Below are 17,811 nucleotides of genomic sequence, written 5' to 3'. Positions count from 1 at the left end.
ATTGATTTTCAAAATATTAAGAAAGGCGATGGAAAATGTCCATCGCCTTTTTTTATACCCTGGAGTGCCGCTGAAAATATTTTTTTTAGGCTTGTCAGTAATTTTCCCAATTTGCCTGTCCTTATCTCGAAAAGCGGTCTCCACGCCGCGCATCAACCAGGTCGGTAAACTGATATTCGTAGCCAAACTAAAAACCAGGAACAGGGGGTTCAGGCTTATGCCGGAAAGCAACAAACACATACGGGAGTTGCAAGCGCAAATTGCACGTTGTGACAGCGAACAAGCTTTTGCATCGCTGTTTAGGCTTTTTTATGACCGGCTAATTCGATTTTGCCAGCAATATGTGCATTCGCGGGAAGCTGCGGAAGAAGTGGTGTCTGACGTGTTCGTCAGGATATGGGAGCGGCGTGCGCAGTTGTTGGAAGTGGCGAACCTCGAGGTTTACCTGTTCGTGTCTGTCCGGAATGCGGCGTACAATTACCTGGAGAAGTATTCCGTGATGCGCGTGATGCCCATGGGCAATGGCGAATGGGAATTGTCCAACGGCAACGATCCCGGCCGCGACCTGGAATGGAAGGAGATGGTGGCGCGGCTGGACCGGGAAGTCAATCAATTGCCCGATCAATGCCGTAAAGTGTTCCGGCTCATCAAGGAAGAAGGGTTCCGGTATAAGGAGGTGGCGCAGATACTCAACATTTCGCCCCGTACGGTGGAAACGCAGCTCGTGCGGGCCATTCGCCGCCTGCAGGTCGCCGTGGGCCAGTGGCTGCCGGAGAAGTTCCGGAAAGGAGGGACGTGACGGGGATTTTGATAGGCAGGAACGTGAATCGGGTAGATCACAAAAGATGATTTCAAAAGTTTGCCAGGTAGCAATTGAAGATTATGGTGAATGGGATTTGTGGTTGGTTAGATGGAAAATGCGGATAAAAGTAGAGTGTGAATGTCAGCTAATGGTTTCAGAGAAAAAGTGAAGGTTAAGAGTGAATGACCTGTTGAATGTTTAGGCTAAAAGTGATGATTAGGGTTGAAACAGACTTGTTGATGGTTTGATGGGAATTGCTGTTGAAGGTAGAATGCCTAAATGTATGTCAGGTAATGGTTTCAGAGAAAAAGTGAAGATTAAGAGTGAATGACCTGTTGAATGTTTTAGGCAAAAAGTGATGATTGGGGTTGAAACCGACTTGTTGATGGTTTGATGGGAATTGCTGTTGAAGGTAGAATATCAAAAATTCATGATGGGTAATGGTTTCAGACAAAAATTGAAGATTAAGAGTGAATGAGACCACTTGAATGTTTTTAGGCAAAAGTGATGATTCGGGTTGAAACGGACTTGTTGTTGGTTTGATGGGAAATGCTGTTGAAAGTTGAATGTCAGGTTGTATGCCAGGTAATGGTTTTGGGTAAAAATGATGTTTGCAAGCGAAAGTGACTGTTGTTGGTTTGATGGGGAATGTTATTGCCGGAAAAACAATCAAACGCTTGTCAGACGAGGTTTTAGAACTGGTTTGATTACCTGGATCGCGATAGGTTGATGTGAGGAATGGTTTGGCAGTGGGAAATTTTCTGTGCGAACATTTGTTTGACGAACTGGACTTAAGTTGGAATGATAGTATTTGATCGCTTGCGTTAGAATATTCGGTTTATGTCAAGGTGTTTTGAAAGTATTCAAATACAAAGTTGAAAAATTTCATCATTGGTGGTAGGATAGGGGAAGGGAGGGGAGTGAAGATTTTACTTTACGTCCATCGGATGAATCGATAAGGAAGTAATATTTATGAATTTGACCATCAGGCAGCGGGCAACGTTGCAGCGGTTCACGGAAGTCCGGACCCGTTTTGGCATTTGGTTGTCCTCCGCCTGAAAGGTTCCATGTATGAATGATGACGAACGAAGAAAGAATCACACGGTTATTGGCGGCCCGGCTGGCGGGCGAAGCTTCGGATGCAGACCTGCGCGAACTGGAACACCTCCTCGCCCAGGATCCCTCGCAGCAATCGGGCGCGCAACTCATCCAGCGCTATTGCTCGGATACACCCATTCATGCCTCGGCAGACACCGAGCAAGCCCTTACACGCCTGCTCGATAGAATCCGTTCCAGCGAGTCGCATGCATCTTCGAGTTCCAACGCCCCTCAAAATACATTCGACGGTACCCGCCCAGCCGATCCCTCATCCAACACCCCACAAAACACATTCGACGGTAATCTCTTAGCCGATCCCTCATCCAACACCCCTCAAAACACATTCGACGGCAACCGCGCAACCGATCCCTCATCCAACACATTCGAAGGCACCCGCCCAGCCGAACCCTCATCCAACACTCCACAAAACACATTCGACGGTAATCTTTTAGCCGAACCCTCATCCAACAAACTGGACGGCAACCGCTTAGCCGATCCCTCATCCAACACCCCCCAAATCCACCCCGGCAACCTCCATCCAAACGATCTATCATCCAACCTCAACAACTTTGACTTTGAAAATGCGACCGGCAATAGCCCATCCGCGGACCAAAACATCCCGGAAAATGCATCCCGCCGCATGCTCACATCCAATACCGGATCCCCGGAAATCTCCGTCGCATCCCGGAAAAACAACGCCTGGAAATGGTGGTCTGCCGCCGCTTCCGCCGCACTGCTCATCGGTTGCGCCTGGGTACTTTGGGGCCCTTCGAAAACAACCCTTCCCAACACCGCCGCTTTCCAACCGGAAACAGACACCCTGCAATGGCTCCACCGGCAAAACGGGAAAGCCATCCGCGCCGTGCTCGAACTCGCAGACGGCAGCAAAATCTGGCTCAACGCAGATTCCAAATTATCATACCCCGAACAGTTCGGGCCCCGCAGCCGCGAAGTGTTCCTCACCGGCGAAGCCTTCTTCCAGGTAGCCAGCTCACCGCAAAAACCGTTCATCGTCCACCTCAGCAAAGGAACCATCCGCGTTCTCGGGACCTCTTTCAACGTCCGCGCCTACGAGAATGAGCCCGTGCAAACATCCGTCAGCACCGGGAAAGTCGCCTTCATCCCGAAATACGACGACGCCCGCGCACCAGACACCTTCTACATCACACCCGATGAAAAAGTGACCTGGGACCACGACGGCCAACGGCCGGAAAAATCCGCCACCAGCGGCGATGAAGACCGCGCCTGGACAGACGGCGGCCTCGTTTTCCGCGACGCTTCCCTCGAAGACATTTGCCGCGAACTCGAAAGGACCTTCGGGAAAAAAGTACAGTTCAATTCCGACGCGCCCCGCTATTACCGCATGACCGGCGCTTTCCGGAACAACAGTCTGCCCGAGATCCTCTTCTACCTTTCCAGATCCAAAAATTTCCGATATACCATCACAGACAGCACCCTGCTGATCAGTGAATAAAGTATCCGTTCCTATTATCAACACATGTTAACGTTATGAAAGTAAGACCGCTCTGCAAGCCGGGTCGCTTCCGTTCGTTGCTCCGCGCCATCGTCTTCAGCACAGCTTTCCTGTGTATGCTCGACCTGCATGCGCAGGACGCATGGGCCGCCAGCACCGTCCGGCAATCGAAGGACCCGTCCCGCGACAATCCCCGCAAACAACCGGAAAACCGCCTCAGCATCCAGGTGCGCGACGAAAAGCTCTCGTCTGTCCTGGACCGCATCGAGCAGCAAACGCCTTATGTTTTCGTGTATTCCAACGACGAAATCGCCATCTCGCGGAAAATCACCCTGCATGTCAAAGACCGCCAGCTGAGCGAGATACTGGATATGCTCCTTTCTCCGCTGGACATCCGGTACGAACTGATCAACAACAAGATCATCCTCAAACAGGGAAACGTAACAGCCGCCGTATTCGCGCAGCAGGAAAACGTCACCATTAAAGGCCGGGTGGTGGGCGAAAACGGCGAAGGTCTTCCCGGAGTTAGTATCCGCCTCAAAGGCAAACCTGCTGTAGGCACCGCGTCTGGCGAAACCGGCGATTTCTCGCTGCAAATCCCCGCCGAAGATGCGAACGGTATCCTCGTCTGTTCCTTTGTGGGCTACCTTTCCACGGAGGTGCCCATTGGCGGCCGCACTCAACTGACCGTGCTGCTCAAATCCGATTCGAAGGCACTCAACGAAGTGGTGATCACGGCATACGGCTCGCAAAAGAAAACACAGGTGACGGCCGCCATCAGCACCATTTCCACGAAGGACATCGAAAGCCGGCCCGTCACCAATATGTTCCAGGCGCTGCAGGGCGTGGCGCCCAACCTCACGCTGCAGCAAGCCACCGCGGAGCCGGGCGCTTCCATGGTGCTCAATATCCGCGGCGTAGGCTCGCTGACGGGCAATGCACCGCTCATCATTATCGATGGGGTACAGGCCAGCGACGGTTTGCAGAACCTCAACCCGTACGATGTGGAAAGTATTTCGGTGCTGAAGGACGCGGCTTCTTCGGCCATCTACGGATCGCAGGCGGCGAACGGCGTGATCTATATTACGACGAAGCGCGGCACCAAAGACCAGCGGCCTTCCGTCCAGTACAACGGCATGTACGGCTGGCAAACGCCCACGGCGCTTCCGCGGCAGGTGGAAGGCTGGGAATACATGACCCTCAAAAACGAGGCGCTCGTGAATTCCGGCAAAACGCCACAGTACGCGCCGGAACAGATCAGTTACTGGAAAACGCGCGGCTCCGAGCCCGCCTTTCTCCGCGAAATGATCCGCAAAACCACGCCGCAGCAAAACCATAGCCTCAGCCTCACCGGCGGCGGCAAATCCACCAGCTACCTGCTTTCCGTCGGCTATGTGAACCAGGGCAACATGCTCGGCAACAAATACGTACCGGCCGATCTCGACCTCGGTTACCGGAGATACAACGCCCGCGCCAACGTGAGCGTGGAAGTCAGCAAATACGTGCAGGTCAATGTGAACATGGCTTACACGAAATCCTGGTTCAACCGCCAGCAGGCCGATATCGGCATCCTCATGCGCGACGCCATGCGCACGCCCAGGATTTACCCGATAAAGGATTCGCTGGATAATTTCGTGGTGCCCGCGCTTAATTCGAACAACGTCATCGCACAGCTCGTGTATGGCGGGTACAACCGCACGGAAAGGGATAACCTCCTCGGTGGTGTGGATGTGACCATCACGCCCGTCGACCATTTGAAATTCAATTTCAACGCATCCGGCAATTACACGATCAACAACCATTATTACCGGCAGAACAAATATTCGTACGCACCCTATTATACCACGGCCAATCCGCCGGTGTATAATCAGCAGTCGAACGCTTCGTACAGGGACCTTACCACGAACGTATACGCTACCGCGGAATATGAGAACACCTTTGCCAAAGACCATTACGTGAAAGCGCAGGTGGGCGGCAGGAGCGATGCGGTGAACGAATACTACGGGCTCCGCGCCACCCGCTACGGCACCACTAACCTCGATCAGGACTGGAGCATCGGCGGCGGGTACATCCCCAAACCCGACGGCACCCTCGATTACGCCACGATCGGCACGTACAACGACCTGGTAAACCCGAACCTCTTCGCGCTCAATTCGCTGTTCGGACGGTTCAACTATGTGTTCAAAGACCGCTACCTGGCGGAGTTCACCTGGCGGTACGACGGTTCCTCCAAACTCGCGCCCGGCCACCGCTGGCAATTGTTCCCCGCGTTTTCGCTGGGATGGCGGGTGACCGACGAGCCTTTCCTCCACGATTTCCGCGACAAATACGGGAACCTCAAGCTGCGGTATTCCTGGGGCAAGGTGGGCAACTCCAATATCGGCGGGTTCAATTACCTGGCGCGCGTATCCATCAACCCGAACAAATACCCCTTTAACAATACCGCCAATGCCGGCGCCGACTTTTCGCCCTACAACGAGCTGCTCGAATGGGAAACCTCCGCCATGGCGAACTACGGCGTAGACGCGGAATTCCTCGACAACCGGCTCGCCGTTTCGTTCGACTATTTCGACAAACGGACCACCGGCATTTATCTCTTCCAGGAAGTGCCGGGAACGGCCGGCATCGGCTCCAGCCTCCAGAACGCAGGCGAAGTGCGCAACCAGGGATGGGAAGTGACCGTGTCCTGGCGCGCCAAAACGGGGGCGTTCCATCACAACCTCAGCGCAAACGTGTCTGATAACCTGAACAAAGTGGTGAAGTTCGGACAGGAATCCATCCGCGGTTCCGACTTTGCCTACATCATCCGCGAAGGTTTTCCCATCGCTTCGTATTTCGGGTATAAATCCAACGGGCTGTATCAAAACCTGGACGACCTGAAAAACGCGCCCAAAGTACCATTCGCATTCAACCAACAGGTGATGCCGGGCGATATCCGGTATATAGACCGCAATGAAGACGGCGTGATCGATGCAGACGACCGTTTCGTGTTCGGCAATCCTTTTCCCAGGTACACTTTCGGGTTCAATTATAACCTGACCTGGAAGCACTTCGATTTCACCATGTTCTGGCAGGGCGTGGGCAAGCGCTCGCAATTCCTGCGGGGCGATATCGTGGAGGCATTCCATAATAATGAAGACCATGCCATGGTGCAGCACCTCGACCGATGGACGCCCAACAATCCCGGCGCTTCCTATCCGCGGCTCACCATCGGCACCGCCAACGCCAACAATTTCGCGTATTCCGATTACTGGATGTTCGACACCAGGTACCTGCGGCTCAAGAACCTGCAATTCGGCTATTCGCTCCCCAAATCGTTCACGGAGCGGCTGCGGATTCAGGGCGCAAGGCTCTACCTGACGGGCCAAAACCTGCTCACGCTCATGCCTGAACGGTTCCGCGAGATCGGGGTAGACCCCGAATTCACGCAGTTCGACGACAAGATGGGCTTTGCCAATTACAACGCCATCGCAGGGCGCAACTATCCGAACGCGGCGACGTACGCTTTCGGGCTCGACATCAAATTCTGATAAACAATCCGTTATGAAACAATTGATCCTCACCATAGCATGTCTTTCCGTACTCGCCGCCGGCTGCCGCAAACTGGAGCAGCCCAATACCCGCGAGTTCACGGAAGAAGCCTATTGGCGCGACGCGCAGGATGCGCTCGACGCGCTCACCAGCTGCTACGAAAACATGTACGGCGACGGTTTCTACTTCGGCAACGAAGCCCTCAGTGATAATGCCTACGTGGCCGGCGGAGGGTTCAGCGGCGTATCGCTCATTGCCGGGGGAAGTTACGATGCCGCCCACGCCCGCGTGCGCGCGGAATGGAGCTATCACTACGCCGCCATCCGCAAATGCAATGTGGTGGTATTGAACATCGGCAAGGTAAAGCAGATGGATGAAACCCTCCGCCGCCGGATCGTGGCGGAAGCGAGGTTCATCCGCGCCTGGGCCTATTTTAATATGACCGACTGGTTCGGCAGCGTACCTTTTTACCTCGATCTCATTTCCGTAGAAACCGCCCGCACCATCGGCCGCACCAACCGCGACGAAATCGTCCGTTTCGTGCTGGAAGAATTGAACGCCATCCGGAACGATCTGCCCGTCAACACCAGCTATGCCGAAAAAGACCGTGGCCGCATCACCCGTGGCGCCGCCATCGCCCTCGCCGCCCGGGTGCGCCTCTGGAAAGGGGAATGGGCAACCGCCGCGCAGGAATACGCTTTGCTCATGAACGGTACGCAAAACGGAACGTACGGTTTGTTAGGGAGTTATGAAAACCTGTTCAAGCCGGCCAATGAATTCAATAATGAAGTGATCCTCGATCTGCAATATGGCGGCGGGCGCACCTACAGCACCCAGCGCAGCTTTCTGCCGCAAACCGTGGCGCTCCTACGGAGCGTGCTCGTACCGACGCAAGACCTGGTCGACGATTATATCATGACCAACGGGAAAGGCATCCGGGAAGCCGGTTCGGGATATAACGAAAACGATCCCAACGTCAACCGCGACCCGCGGTTCAACGCTACGATCATCCATCACGGCGGCACCATCGTCGATTTCGACGGGCGGACGCAAACGATCCTCACGCAGCCCGGATCCGTGCCGGCTACCAATAGTGTCGACGACCAGGGCGCTTCTCCCACGGGATATTATTTCCGCAAACATTACGATCCCACCGCCGCCAACTATGCTTCGGGCCTCAACCTCCCGCTGATCCGGTACGCCGAAGTACTGCTCGGGTTCGCCGAAGCAAAAAATGAACAGGGCCAGCTCGACGCCGACACCTGGAACAAAACCATCCGCGCGCTTCGCGTTCGCGCAGGATTCACCGATGCCGGCGCCACGGAATTTCCCGCAGGGGCCAACCAGGCCTCGCTCCGGGACATCATCCGCCGGGAAAGACGGGCGGAACTGGCCTTCGAAGGCGTCCGGGCTTTCGACATCCGCCGCTGGAAAATCGCAGAAACCGTGCTGGCCAGGCCCGTCCGCGGGATCAAAGTGACGTCGGGTGCGTTCAATAAAGACCCGAACGGCTACATCATCGTGGAGAACCGCCGGTTCGACAATCCGAAACATTACCTCTGGCCCGTGCCCACCGCCGAGCGCGACCAGAACAAGAACCTCGGACAAAATCCCCAATGGTAATTCAATTCAAACATCCACTCAACCGATTCGTCATGATCAGATATATTTCCATAATGACCTTCCTCGCCGCCCTGTTAGCCGGCTGCAAAAAGGACGATTACAAGCTGAATACCAATATCCAGCCGGTCGATAAGCTGACCGCGCCCTTGAATAATAAGTTCACCAAGCTCCAACCCGCCACGAGCGCGTCGGTGCTTTTTGAATGGGACCAGGCCCGGGCCGAAGACGGTTCGCTGGTATTATATGAAGTAGCGTTCGATAAGGAGAACGGGGATTTCAGCAAGCCCATCGCCAAAATCCCGTCCGACGGCGGCGGGGTACAGAATAAACTGAACCTCTCGCATAAAGACCTGAACAGCCTGGCCGGCAAAGCGGGGATTCCCGCGTTGAGGACCGGCCGGATCAAATGGACGGTGCTCGCGTCGAAAGGTTTCAACATCCAGCCGGCGAAGGAAGCGCGGGTGATCGAAGTGGAGCGGCCGAACGGGTTCGCAGAAATCCCGGTAGACGTTTTCCTGACCGGAGACGCTACGGAAGCCGGGGCCGACCTGTCCAAAGCCCTGAAACTAAAATCCGTGACCGCCGGGGTTTTTGAAATGTATACTTCGCTCAAAGACGGCAAGTACAAATTCACCGACCGCAACAGCGGAACGCCCAACGTGTTCTCGATCGACAACGGCCTGATCCGCGAAGGCGGAGAAACCACCCAGGCCGGCGGTACCAAAGTGTATCGCCTGCGGCTCGATTTCAACAATGCGGCCGTCACCGTCACCGAAATTACCGGCATCGGCCTGTGGTTTGCGCCCGACGATAAAATCATGTATGAATTGAGCTACGCCGGAAATAGTACCTGGTCGTTCACCGACAAAGTCATCACCTTCAAACAGGAATCCTGGGGCCGCGACGAGCGCTATAAATTCCGTCTCAACGTGAAAAACGGTGGTGTGGACGGACAGGAATGGTGGGGCAGCTCGAACGCCGACAATAACCGGCCCACTTCCTCGACGCCCGCCGCGTTTTGGGAACTGAAACCCATTACCAACAGCGATCGCTGGAATTATTGCTACAAGTTCAGGACCGAAGTAGACACCAAAGCCTGCGACGTAAACGTGTATTTCCGGGCCGACAAGCCTTACACGCATGAAGTAATTATCAAATAACAAACACACAACATGCTGAAAATCATTAAAAATACTGCTGCGTTGGTGTTGATGGCGATGTCGTTTGCCGGCTGTTTGAAAGAGCCGGTAGACGATGGGCCCGGCCCGGGCGCGGGCAAGAAAACCTACGTTTTCAATTGGCCGTCGATCGCAGATTCAACTTATAACTCGCTGATCGCCAATTTCTATAACGCGTCGGGCAAATACTTCAACGAAAACCACAGCGGCGGCAATACCTTTCATTACTGGCGGAACGCCCATGCGCTGGATGTGTTGCTGGATGCGTACATCCGGAAAAACGATCCGCAGATCAAGGCGCGGATGGACGATTTGCTGGACGGGATGAAAACCCGCAACGGCAACACGTACATCAACCATTTCTACGACGATATGGAATGGATGGCGTTGGCGTGTATCCGGGTGTTTGAAGTGACGGGCGATGCGAAGTACAAAACCGTGGCCGAAACGTTGTGGAATGATATTAAAGGAGGATGGGACGATACCTGGGGCGGCGGGATTTACTGGAACAAGGAGCGCAAGAACAAAAATACCCCTGCCAATGCGCCCGCCGGTATCATTGCGGCGCGGATGTACCTGCTGAATCATCGTCCCGAAGACCTGGACTGGGCACGGAAAATCTATCTCTGGCAGAAGAACAATCTCGTAGACCCGGTAACCGGCCTCGTTTGGGACGGCCTCGATGGCACAGGCACCAACAAAAACTGGAAGTTCACGTATAATCAGGGCGTTTTCATCGGCGCAGCGGTGGAATTGTACAAGATCACGGGCGAACAGGTGTATCTGAACGACGCGCTGAAAACCGCCAACAACTCCCTGACCGGCGATTTGACGCAGGGAAACCTCATGAAAGACGAAGGTGCCGGCGATGGCGGGCTTTTCAAAGGGATCCTGGTGCGCTACATGATGCTGCTGATCACTGACGGCAACATTTCCGCGTCGGACGCTGGCAAGTTCGTCCGTTTTTTACAGGTGAATGCCGAGACGCTCTGGCTCCAGGCAACCCTGCGTCCGCAGGTGCTGTTCGGCAGCAAATGGAGCGCGACTGGCTCCACGGTGGACCTCAGCACGCAGTTATCCGGCTGCATGTTGATCGAAGCAGCGGCGGAGCTGAAGTCGCGGGACTTGATGGAATAGGCTGATATCATATTAAAATTCAAAACCAGGAAACGGGCAGGTCCTTATGGGATGTGCCCGTTTTTATTCTGAAAATCTTCGCAAAACGACCGATAGGGGGCTTGAAATTCAAAATTCGGCGGGCGAGGGACTTACGCCGGATTTGTGACAAATCCCCGGCACAATTTCGAGCCCAAAAATTTCTCCAGTTTTTAATAAGTTGACCAGATCTATCAGATTGATTATGAACTTCCTAGTTAATAAAATTCTTAACGGATCTATTATTCAATTTGTCATAGATCTTAACCAGATTCGTGATTTTAAATGGCGTCGGCTCCGAATATTGGCTCCAGGAAGGCTTTGAACCCGGATCACCGGATTCTTGCAGAAAACGGCAAAATCTAATGATTTGATAAACATTTACTTCTATCAGGTCGTTTGCCTATTTTGCTTTATAATTTACATTATGTTAAATAAAACATATTGTTTCCAGGGAGAAATCTCCCCTTCAAGTATATCGTTAATCCTGGTCTGTCAAACTCAACCTCGTTTCTATGGAATGGAAATTATTCGATTTGAGTATTGAAGATGTTCGTGCGCCGCATCACTCCTTTGATTCGATTTTAAAATGGAAATATTCTAATTTTTGATGACCGTGATTCAGTCTTGGTTTTTTCGATGGCCTTGAACCGATCTTTTGGAACATTTTATGAAAATGGATCGTTTCATTGCGGAAAATTGCCTTCAAACGAGAATCAAAACTTGAAGGTGACCACTTTCCTATCGATTTTTCGTTCTGATGCTGTCAAGGATATCCTAGTTGCAACGGGCTCGAATTCGCTGCCAGGTACTTATTCAGGGACGAAATTTCTACGCTTTGAATTGTTACGATTTGTAGATTTTGCAACTCCCAGGTCTGCTCGTTTCTGTCATGAATGATTCCTTAATCGATTGAATATGAAATGTTTCGGAGGATTCGTGTGCAAAGACGCATTCAGTCGTGAATGTGCGGCATGAGTTCCTGTTTTATCTTCCTAACAGATTGAATTTTAATCATTTCAAGCTATTCGAAACTCCTTTTTTCCCGCCTATCCGCGCGATCCATTATAACGGCTTGAAGCTGAAATATGGTAATTGGAAAACCGGTTTACATCCACTCATTCGGCTCATTCTTTCGTAATGCATTGAAAATCAAACATCCTTGCGCCAGCTATAAAAGGCTGAAAATCCCCCCGGCACAGGGGAAAAACAACCTTTCAGGGCTCGCCTTCATTTTGGAAATTTGATCCGTTCGCTTTTCTCTGTATGCTTAAGACCATTTTACCAGACACTCCCATTGCCCCCGGGCTGTTTTCCGTCCAGATCGATATCGGCGGAACCCAACCCGGCACCCCGTCACTGCACATCTCGTTGACCGTCAATGAGTCCACAAAGCAGCTGACCGGCACCGGACAACTGAAATCCGGTGCATTTCACCATTCGTTTGGCCTCAATTATCTGAAAGGTTACTACTTCTCCTCGCCGGCCTCACCCATTGTGGAATTCCCCAACGTTTTGATCATCATGGGTATGCCGTACCTGGCGCCGCCTTACAGCAACGTGGTCCCGCAGCCCAACATGGAAATCTTTCTCGAACTGGATAATGCCTGGAAATCAGGCTTCTGCACGTACAAGTACGAAACCGACGGCGCCTGGCTTACCGTTGCCAAGGCGCCGGCTGGTTTCATGGAGCCCAGGATGCTGGCAGCTGTCGTTTAACTTAATCGTCTTGCCATCCGAAGGATCCCTATTCCTTTTACCTTCAGTTTTCACTAAGTAACACATGAAACAAGCACCGGCGCTGGTTCTCCCGCGCCGGTTTCCTTCACTCCATCCGAATCAGAAACAAAAATCCCCGGTCTGCTGGTAAGACCGGGGATTTTTATATCGAATTGTGCCTGGTCGGGAATCAGGGCGCGTAGAGTTCGTTCTTGATGGCGAAAAGCACCAATCCCGTCCGCGATTTGATCGCCAGGCGGTCGAACAGTTCCTGGCGGTAGTTGTCGATCGTATGCGGGCTCAGCTTCATTTCCGAAGCGATCTCCTTGTAAGTCAATTCCGAACAGCAAAGCCGGAGAAAAGTGATCTCGTTGTCGCTCAGTTGCACCTGCAGCGCGCCGGGCGTGGGATTGTCCTGTATGCTGCGGAGCATTTTCGCGGAAATGAGCTCGTTGAGGAAATACCCCTGCTCGTGGATCGTGCGGATGGCGTGCACCACGTCGGCGATGCGGGATTCCTTCACGAGGTAGCCGCCGGCGCCGTTCTTGAGCATTTTGATGATGGGCTTGTCGTCTTCGAAAGTGCTGAGTGCCAGTACCTTCACTTCCGGGTGATGCTGTTTGAGCCATTGGGTAGACTCGAAACCGTCCATGACGGGCATGTTGATGTCCATCAAAACCACGTCTGGCGGCGGCGCCGATCCCAGGCGCTCTTTCATTTCATTACCGTGGGCGGCTTCGAAGGCGACACGGATATCGGGGTATTCCGACAGCAGGCTGGTGAGCCCCTGGCGAAACAGCGTGTGGTCGTCTACGATAGCGATGTGGATGGTTTTATGTTGCATGGTTGTGATTTGCGCGGGGAACGGTGATGGTGACGGACGATCCCTTTCCGGGAACGGATTTGATGACGGCCGAGCCCCCTATCATGGCGGCTCTTTTGCGGATATTCTGGAGGCCCATGCCCGAGGGGTTCGAGAGTGCGGCATCCACATCGAAGCCGGCGCCATCGTCGATAAGCGTGAGCGTCAGGACGTTATCCATCCAGGATTGTTCCACCGTCACCGAAGTGGCCTGGGCATGGCGGATGATATTGTGCAGCGTTTCCTGGAAAATGCGGAACACGAATAATTCAGTTTCAGGGTGTTTCGGCATGCCGTTGAGCGTGCCTTTCCGGTGGACCTGGTACCGGCCCGATTTCTCCAGCCAGTCCAGCTCGAACGAAATGGCATGCGGGAGCCCTTTGCCTACGAGCTCTTCGCCGTGCATGAGGCGCGACAGTGCGCGGATTTCGCGGATCGACCGGCGCGCGAGGGCTTCCGCTGCGGAAATCTTCTCTGCCGCTTTTTCCTTGTCAGACAGGTCTACCGCGCTTAAAGTGATGGTCATCAGCCCGAGGAGCTGGTTGATATTGTCGTGCAGATCGTTGCCGATGGTTTTGAGCGTCTGCTCCTGCACCTCCATCTGGGTCTGTAAAAGCTCCGTTTTGAATGCGTTCCGCATGCGCTCGGTTTCTTCCAGATGCTTCTTTTTGCGGGCGTTATACACGCTCACATATACAATGAGGAACAGCGGGGCGATGAGGAAGACGGCGCTCACCCAGATGATCAGGGTTAATATTTCGTTTGTCGGTACCTGCATATAAAAGCGTAAGTCCAGCTGCCGTACAACAGCACGTTCAGGACCTTAAAAATAACATACCTGAGGGAAAACCGGATACCCTCGACCGAAGAAGCCTCCAGGAGATACTGGAAAAAAATGTACGTGGCGATGCCGCCGAAGTAAAACATCAGCGTACCGCTCACCCACCAGAACGGCGGATGGGTGGCCAGGCGAACGTAACGGTCGTCCCGCAACACGAGGTAAAAATAGTACAGGCAGGCTACCACAACGGCGATGGAAAGCAGGATGGCCGTTTGCCGGGAGTACGTCCCGAAGTCGCCGTCGAGCGATTCCACGAGCCATGCGGCGAGGAAGATGGCGCCCCATGCCAGGGGCACCCAGATTTTCATGCCATACGGCTTGATAAGATGGTACAGGAAGGTAGTCATGGCGAAACATTCGGCGAGCATGTAGACGTTGTAGATGGGTGCATTGGGCATCTTCAGTTCGGTCCGCATGAAAATTCCGCCGGTTTCGACGAGGCAAACAAGGAGAAGGTAGAACGGAAACCGCCTCCACACCGGGTCCTTGTCGTGCCGGAGGCATACAAGGGCGGTGAGGAAGCAGATCCATTCGGCTACCGTGTTGACGGTGAAATAATGCATTAGTTATAAATGTGTTTTTTGGTGCTGTCGACGTTCGGAGCGAGGAAGTAAGCGCCCTTGGTATAGCAGTTTTTGGGCGGCGGGCAAAGTTCCCCGTTGTTTTCCGGATCGTCTGGCGGAGGGCTGGTCAGGATCGCTCCTACATGCGGAGCGCCGTTGCCGCCGTCTTTGACCTTCACATGGTCCAGATGTTTCCTGCCGTCTTGCCGGGTGGTCACGAGCACGAGCGTGTTGTGGCCCCAGTACGGTTTGACCGGGTTGTGGCCGATGCTGCCTTCTTCTGTACTGGAAGGATAATCTTCAGCGTAGCGGGCGTAATAGAAACGGACGCCGCTCATGGAATCGCGCTTCAGGATGCACAACAGCGCGTGAATGCGGTCTGTCGAGAACCAGATGCTGCGCGATTGCAAGGAGTCCGGGGGCATGTGTTGGCCGTACCGGGCGATCATGTTGAAAGCGGTATCGACCGTCAGCAGATCTTTGTCCGGCACTTTCGACGAACTGCATGCGTAATGATGATCGTCTGGCGCAGATTGGGCGCCGCCGTTCCCCGAATGCCTTGATTCGGCCCAAAAATAACCTGCCGCTAATCCGGCGGCCAGCGTTACGGCTGGGATCAGGATGGATTTGAATGTACTCATATAGGTTGTTATTGCATGCAAAGTGGAAGGAATCGGGATTAGCCTACGGTTTTCATGGCGAGCCAAATTACCGTTTTTCATCACATATTCCGAAAAACCACCCATGTAAATTTCGGTCGCGCCCGATTTTTCGCACAGGCGTTTTTCGGCTCCCTCAAAAGCTGTTTTTGGGGTGACGATGGATAAACGCGAAAACATTAGCGCATTTTTCAGTATGAATTAATCCCCTGAGCGTTAAAACTTTACCCCGAGTTACTTAAACCCCTACCCTAACTATTTTTCTTCAAAACAACAGTTATTTAATATTTAATTGTAAGTAGATATTGATTTCCAGTCGGTTAGATTGATGTAAAATGTTCGTTAGTGGCCATTATTTAATTCTAAATCAAATTCATCGATCGGTCAAAAATGTAAGGAATCCTATCCGTAACCGGCTTTTCCTCCACAATGAAGTTTTTCAGTAAATTGTGGACATGAATCTCGAGAAACTCCAGGAATATTGCCTGTCCCTCCCGGGTACCGCCGAAGGGTTCCCTTTCGGGGAAACCACACTGGTATTTACCGTCATGGGTAAACTGTTCGCTTTGGTAGACATCGAATCGTTCGAAAGCATCAACCTGAAATGCGACCCGGAATTGGTGGAAGAACTGCGGGAAAGGTATGAAGGCGTACTGCCCGGCTATCATATGAATAAAAAGCACTGGAACACCGTTTTGCTCGACGGCTCCATCCCGGACCGGCTGCTCCTGGAATGGACCCGCAATTCTTACGACCTCGTCGTAAAGGGACTGCCCAAAAAGGTCCGTGAACAGCTCGGCTAAAAACGACGCCGCCGCAGCCCGGTTGTACCCGGCCGCGGCGGCGGTCATGTTATAATATCTCAGGGTTTAATCCAGTGAAGTGTCGATGAGGAGGATGGTCTTGCCCTTGCTCTTCGCCGCACGGCTATCCGCGATCGCCTGGGGCGCCTGGTCGAGCGGGATCCGGCGGTCCACCGGTACGGTAAGCCTTCCGTTATCGATCAGTTCCCGGAGGGCATCGAGCGAAGCGGGCGTGCCTTTGGTCTCGAAATTCCCGCCCCGCAGCCCGAGCTCATGGATGCGGTCTTTATCCGCCACAAACTGCGTGGTGTTTACATGTCCGCCTTTCTTCACCAGCGGCAGCATCTTTTCAAAATTCACTTTATCGCTCACCAGGTCGATCAGCGCATCGGCCCCGCCGGGAAACTGTTCCTCCACGGGCGCCGTTTTGTAATTGATAGTTTCCGCAGCGCCCAGCTGTTGGGTCCGCGCCGCCGATTCCTCACTGGATGCGGTAGCTATGACGTAAATCCCCCTTGCTTTGGCGACTTGCGTCAAAAACGAGCCTACGCCGCCGGTGGCGCCAATGAGCAGCAGTTTTTGCCCTTCCGTCAACCCGGAGCGGTCCAGTAGCTGCAGCGCCGTCATCCCTGCCGTCGGCAGCGCCGCGGCATCGGAAAGCGCAATGGAATGTGGCGCGGCGGCGATAGCCACGGAATCGGGAACGGTCACCATTTCGGCATAAGACCCTTCGCCGACCGGCGGATGGATCATCTGGCCATATACCCGGTCGCCCACTTTGAAACGGTCTACGCCCGCGCCCACCGATTCCACTACACCGGCCCCGTCTGTACCGAGGATCATGGGGAATACGTGCGGCATCTGGTTTTCAAGGATGCCGTCTACCAACTTCCAGTCGAACGGGTTGAGCCCTGCCGCGGCGAGCCGGATGCGGATGGTGCCGGCTTTCACGGGCGGTTCGGGCAGGTCCATCACCTGGGGAATGCTTTTGAACTGGTTGACTGCTACTGCTTTCATAAGACAATGATTGAATGTCAATTTACGTAAAATGCGGGCCCGGGCATAAAAAAAGCGTGTACCGGAGACGGGCACACGCTTTTTAATGTCCTTATCCGCCTCAGCGGGGTTTGCTGGGTTTGCGGCCACCGCCATGCGAGGCCTTGCCACCCTTGCTGGCGATCTGGCGTTGTTTTTCCTTGTCCATAGCCGCAAAACCCCTTCTGCTGGGAGTCCTTTTGGGCGTTTCGCCATGTGCGGCAGCATCTCCGTCGGCCATTTCGGCTTCACGCTGGTGACGGCGGTCGGTCGTGTTCAGTTCGTTTTCGTCGTATCCTTCCAGCCGGTTGTTGTTGTCGTCGTTGAATTCCTGTTCTCCGTAACGCTCCTGCCTGTTCGCGTCTTTCATCAGCATGTTTTCGTGATGTTGCTCCTGCATGTCAGTAGGTTTTGTTCGTGTGACCATAATTGTAAGGATTTGATATGGTTATTGGAATTAATTACATG

At 53.4% G+C, this 17,811-nt stretch carries 14 protein-coding genes; 8 read left to right on the top strand and 6 right to left on the bottom strand.

Going from position 1 to position 17,811, the window contains the following annotated elements; all coding sequences use genetic code 11:
• Positions 1–28 precede the first annotated feature (28 nt).
• From ACQKLP_RS15210 to ACQKLP_RS15180, 7 genes are all read left to right on the top strand, one after another.
• Positions 29–799 (top strand): RNA polymerase sigma-70 factor, encoded by a 771-nt coding sequence (locus ACQKLP_RS15210; protein ID WP_427323596.1) that lies wholly within the window; start codon positions 29–31, stop codon positions 797–799.
• 1,078 nt (positions 800–1,877) lie between these two features.
• Positions 1,878–3,374 carry a FecR family protein gene (locus tag ACQKLP_RS15205; RefSeq protein WP_427323594.1) on the top strand — a complete coding sequence of 499 codons (1,497 nt, stop codon included), beginning with the start codon at positions 1,878–1,880 and terminating at the stop codon, positions 3,372–3,374.
• A gap of 35 nt (positions 3,375–3,409) precedes the next feature.
• Complete coding sequence (locus ACQKLP_RS15200; protein WP_427323593.1) at positions 3,410–6,904, top strand: TonB-dependent receptor; 3,495 nt, start codon at positions 3,410–3,412, stop codon at positions 6,902–6,904.
• Between the two features lie 13 nt (positions 6,905–6,917).
• Complete coding sequence (locus tag ACQKLP_RS15195) at positions 6,918–8,528, top strand: RagB/SusD family nutrient uptake outer membrane protein (protein WP_427323592.1); 1,611 nt, start codon at positions 6,918–6,920, stop codon at positions 8,526–8,528.
• Positions 8,529–8,560: 32 nt separating this feature from the next.
• Positions 8,561–9,688 carry a SusE domain-containing protein gene (locus ACQKLP_RS15190; RefSeq protein WP_427323591.1) on the top strand — a complete coding sequence of 376 codons (1,128 nt, stop codon included), beginning with the start codon at positions 8,561–8,563 and terminating at the stop codon, positions 9,686–9,688.
• A gap of 12 nt (positions 9,689–9,700) precedes the next feature.
• Positions 9,701–10,843, top strand: coding sequence for a glycoside hydrolase family 76 protein (locus tag ACQKLP_RS15185; protein WP_427323589.1), 1,143 nt, complete (start codon positions 9,701–9,703; stop codon positions 10,841–10,843).
• A 1,284-nt stretch (positions 10,844–12,127) separates the two neighbouring features.
• Positions 12,128–12,580 carry a DUF1842 domain-containing protein gene (locus tag ACQKLP_RS15180; RefSeq protein ID WP_427323588.1) on the top strand — a complete coding sequence of 151 codons (453 nt, stop codon included), beginning with the start codon at positions 12,128–12,130 and terminating at the stop codon, positions 12,578–12,580.
• A 190-nt stretch (positions 12,581–12,770) separates the two neighbouring features.
• Here the strand turns inward: ACQKLP_RS15180 and ACQKLP_RS15175 are convergent, their stop codons facing one another.
• From ACQKLP_RS15175 to ACQKLP_RS15160, 4 genes are read right to left on the bottom strand one after another with little or no spacing between them, the layout of a single operon-like run.
• A complete protein-coding gene (locus ACQKLP_RS15175; RefSeq protein WP_427323587.1) occupies positions 12,771–13,424 on the bottom strand; it encodes a response regulator transcription factor in 654 nt (217 codons plus the stop codon).
• Positions 13,414–14,220 carry a sensor histidine kinase gene (locus ACQKLP_RS15170; RefSeq protein WP_427323586.1) on the bottom strand — a complete coding sequence of 269 codons (807 nt, stop codon included), beginning with the start codon at positions 14,218–14,220 and terminating at the stop codon, positions 13,414–13,416. Before ACQKLP_RS15170 ends, ACQKLP_RS15175 begins: the two co-directional genes overlap by 11 nt.
• The gene (locus tag ACQKLP_RS15165) at positions 14,193–14,846 is read right to left on the bottom strand and encodes a hypothetical protein (RefSeq protein ID WP_427323585.1); all 654 of its coding nucleotides are present in this window, start codon (positions 14,844–14,846) and stop codon (positions 14,193–14,195) included. Before ACQKLP_RS15165 ends, ACQKLP_RS15170 begins: the two co-directional genes overlap by 28 nt.
• A complete protein-coding gene (locus ACQKLP_RS15160) occupies positions 14,846–15,487 on the bottom strand; it encodes a hypothetical protein (protein ID WP_427323583.1) in 642 nt (213 codons plus the stop codon). The genes ACQKLP_RS15165 and ACQKLP_RS15160 overlap by 1 nt, the downstream gene beginning before the upstream one ends.
• A gap of 473 nt (positions 15,488–15,960) precedes the next feature.
• Between ACQKLP_RS15160 and ACQKLP_RS15155 the strand changes: the two genes are divergently transcribed.
• Complete coding sequence (locus tag ACQKLP_RS15155) at positions 15,961–16,308, top strand: MmcQ/YjbR family DNA-binding protein (RefSeq protein WP_126243823.1); 348 nt, start codon at positions 15,961–15,963, stop codon at positions 16,306–16,308.
• 66 nt (positions 16,309–16,374) lie between these two features.
• Here ACQKLP_RS15155 and ACQKLP_RS15150 read toward each other — a convergent pair whose 3' ends face one another.
• Positions 16,375–17,325, bottom strand: coding sequence for an NADP-dependent oxidoreductase (locus ACQKLP_RS15150; protein WP_427323582.1), 951 nt, complete (start codon positions 17,323–17,325; stop codon positions 16,375–16,377).
• A 100-nt stretch (positions 17,326–17,425) separates the two neighbouring features.
• Entirely contained in the window at positions 17,426–17,743 is a 318-nt protein-coding gene (locus tag ACQKLP_RS15145; protein WP_427323580.1) for a KGG domain-containing protein, read from the bottom strand.
• Positions 17,744–17,811: the final 68 nt, after the last annotated feature.

Origin of the sequence: Chitinophaga sp. NPDC101104 (genome assembly GCF_050277495.1) — a bacterium.
GTDB lineage: Bacteria > Bacteroidota > Bacteroidia > Chitinophagales > Chitinophagaceae > Chitinophaga.
The sequence above is the reverse complement of the archived record's forward strand: the minus strand, read 5'-3'. Positions and strand labels throughout refer to the sequence as shown.

What these genes read in the sequence shown, in the direction of transcription:
- ACQKLP_RS15210 (WP_427323596.1), top strand. Translation starts at nt 29, where the DNA reads ATGGAAAATGTCCATCGCCTTTTTTTATACCCTGGAGTGCCGCTGAAA.
- ACQKLP_RS15205 (WP_427323594.1), top strand. Translation starts at nt 1,878, where the DNA reads ATGATGACGAACGAAGAAAGAATCACACGGTTATTGGCGGCCCGGCTG.
- ACQKLP_RS15200 (WP_427323593.1), top strand. Translation starts at nt 3,410, where the DNA reads ATGAAAGTAAGACCGCTCTGCAAGCCGGGTCGCTTCCGTTCGTTGCTC.
- ACQKLP_RS15195 (WP_427323592.1), top strand. Translation starts at nt 6,918, where the DNA reads ATGAAACAATTGATCCTCACCATAGCATGTCTTTCCGTACTCGCCGCC.
- ACQKLP_RS15190 (WP_427323591.1), top strand. Translation starts at nt 8,561, where the DNA reads ATGATCAGATATATTTCCATAATGACCTTCCTCGCCGCCCTGTTAGCC.
- ACQKLP_RS15185 (WP_427323589.1), top strand. Translation starts at nt 9,701, where the DNA reads ATGCTGAAAATCATTAAAAATACTGCTGCGTTGGTGTTGATGGCGATG.
- ACQKLP_RS15180 (WP_427323588.1), top strand. Translation starts at nt 12,128, where the DNA reads ATGCTTAAGACCATTTTACCAGACACTCCCATTGCCCCCGGGCTGTTT.
- ACQKLP_RS15175 (WP_427323587.1), bottom strand. Translation starts at nt 13,424, where the DNA reads ATGCAACATAAAACCATCCACATCGCTATCGTAGACGACCACACGCTG.
- ACQKLP_RS15170 (WP_427323586.1), bottom strand. Translation starts at nt 14,220, where the DNA reads ATGCAGGTACCGACAAACGAAATATTAACCCTGATCATCTGGGTGAGC.
- ACQKLP_RS15165 (WP_427323585.1), bottom strand. Translation starts at nt 14,846, where the DNA reads ATGCATTATTTCACCGTCAACACGGTAGCCGAATGGATCTGCTTCCTC.
- ACQKLP_RS15160 (WP_427323583.1), bottom strand. Translation starts at nt 15,487, where the DNA reads ATGAGTACATTCAAATCCATCCTGATCCCAGCCGTAACGCTGGCCGCC.
- ACQKLP_RS15155 (WP_126243823.1), top strand. Translation starts at nt 15,961, where the DNA reads ATGAATCTCGAGAAACTCCAGGAATATTGCCTGTCCCTCCCGGGTACC.
- ACQKLP_RS15150 (WP_427323582.1), bottom strand. Translation starts at nt 17,325, where the DNA reads ATGAAAGCAGTAGCAGTCAACCAGTTCAAAAGCATTCCCCAGGTGATG.
- ACQKLP_RS15145 (WP_427323580.1), bottom strand. Translation starts at nt 17,743, where the DNA reads ATGCAGGAGCAACATCACGAAAACATGCTGATGAAAGACGCGAACAGG.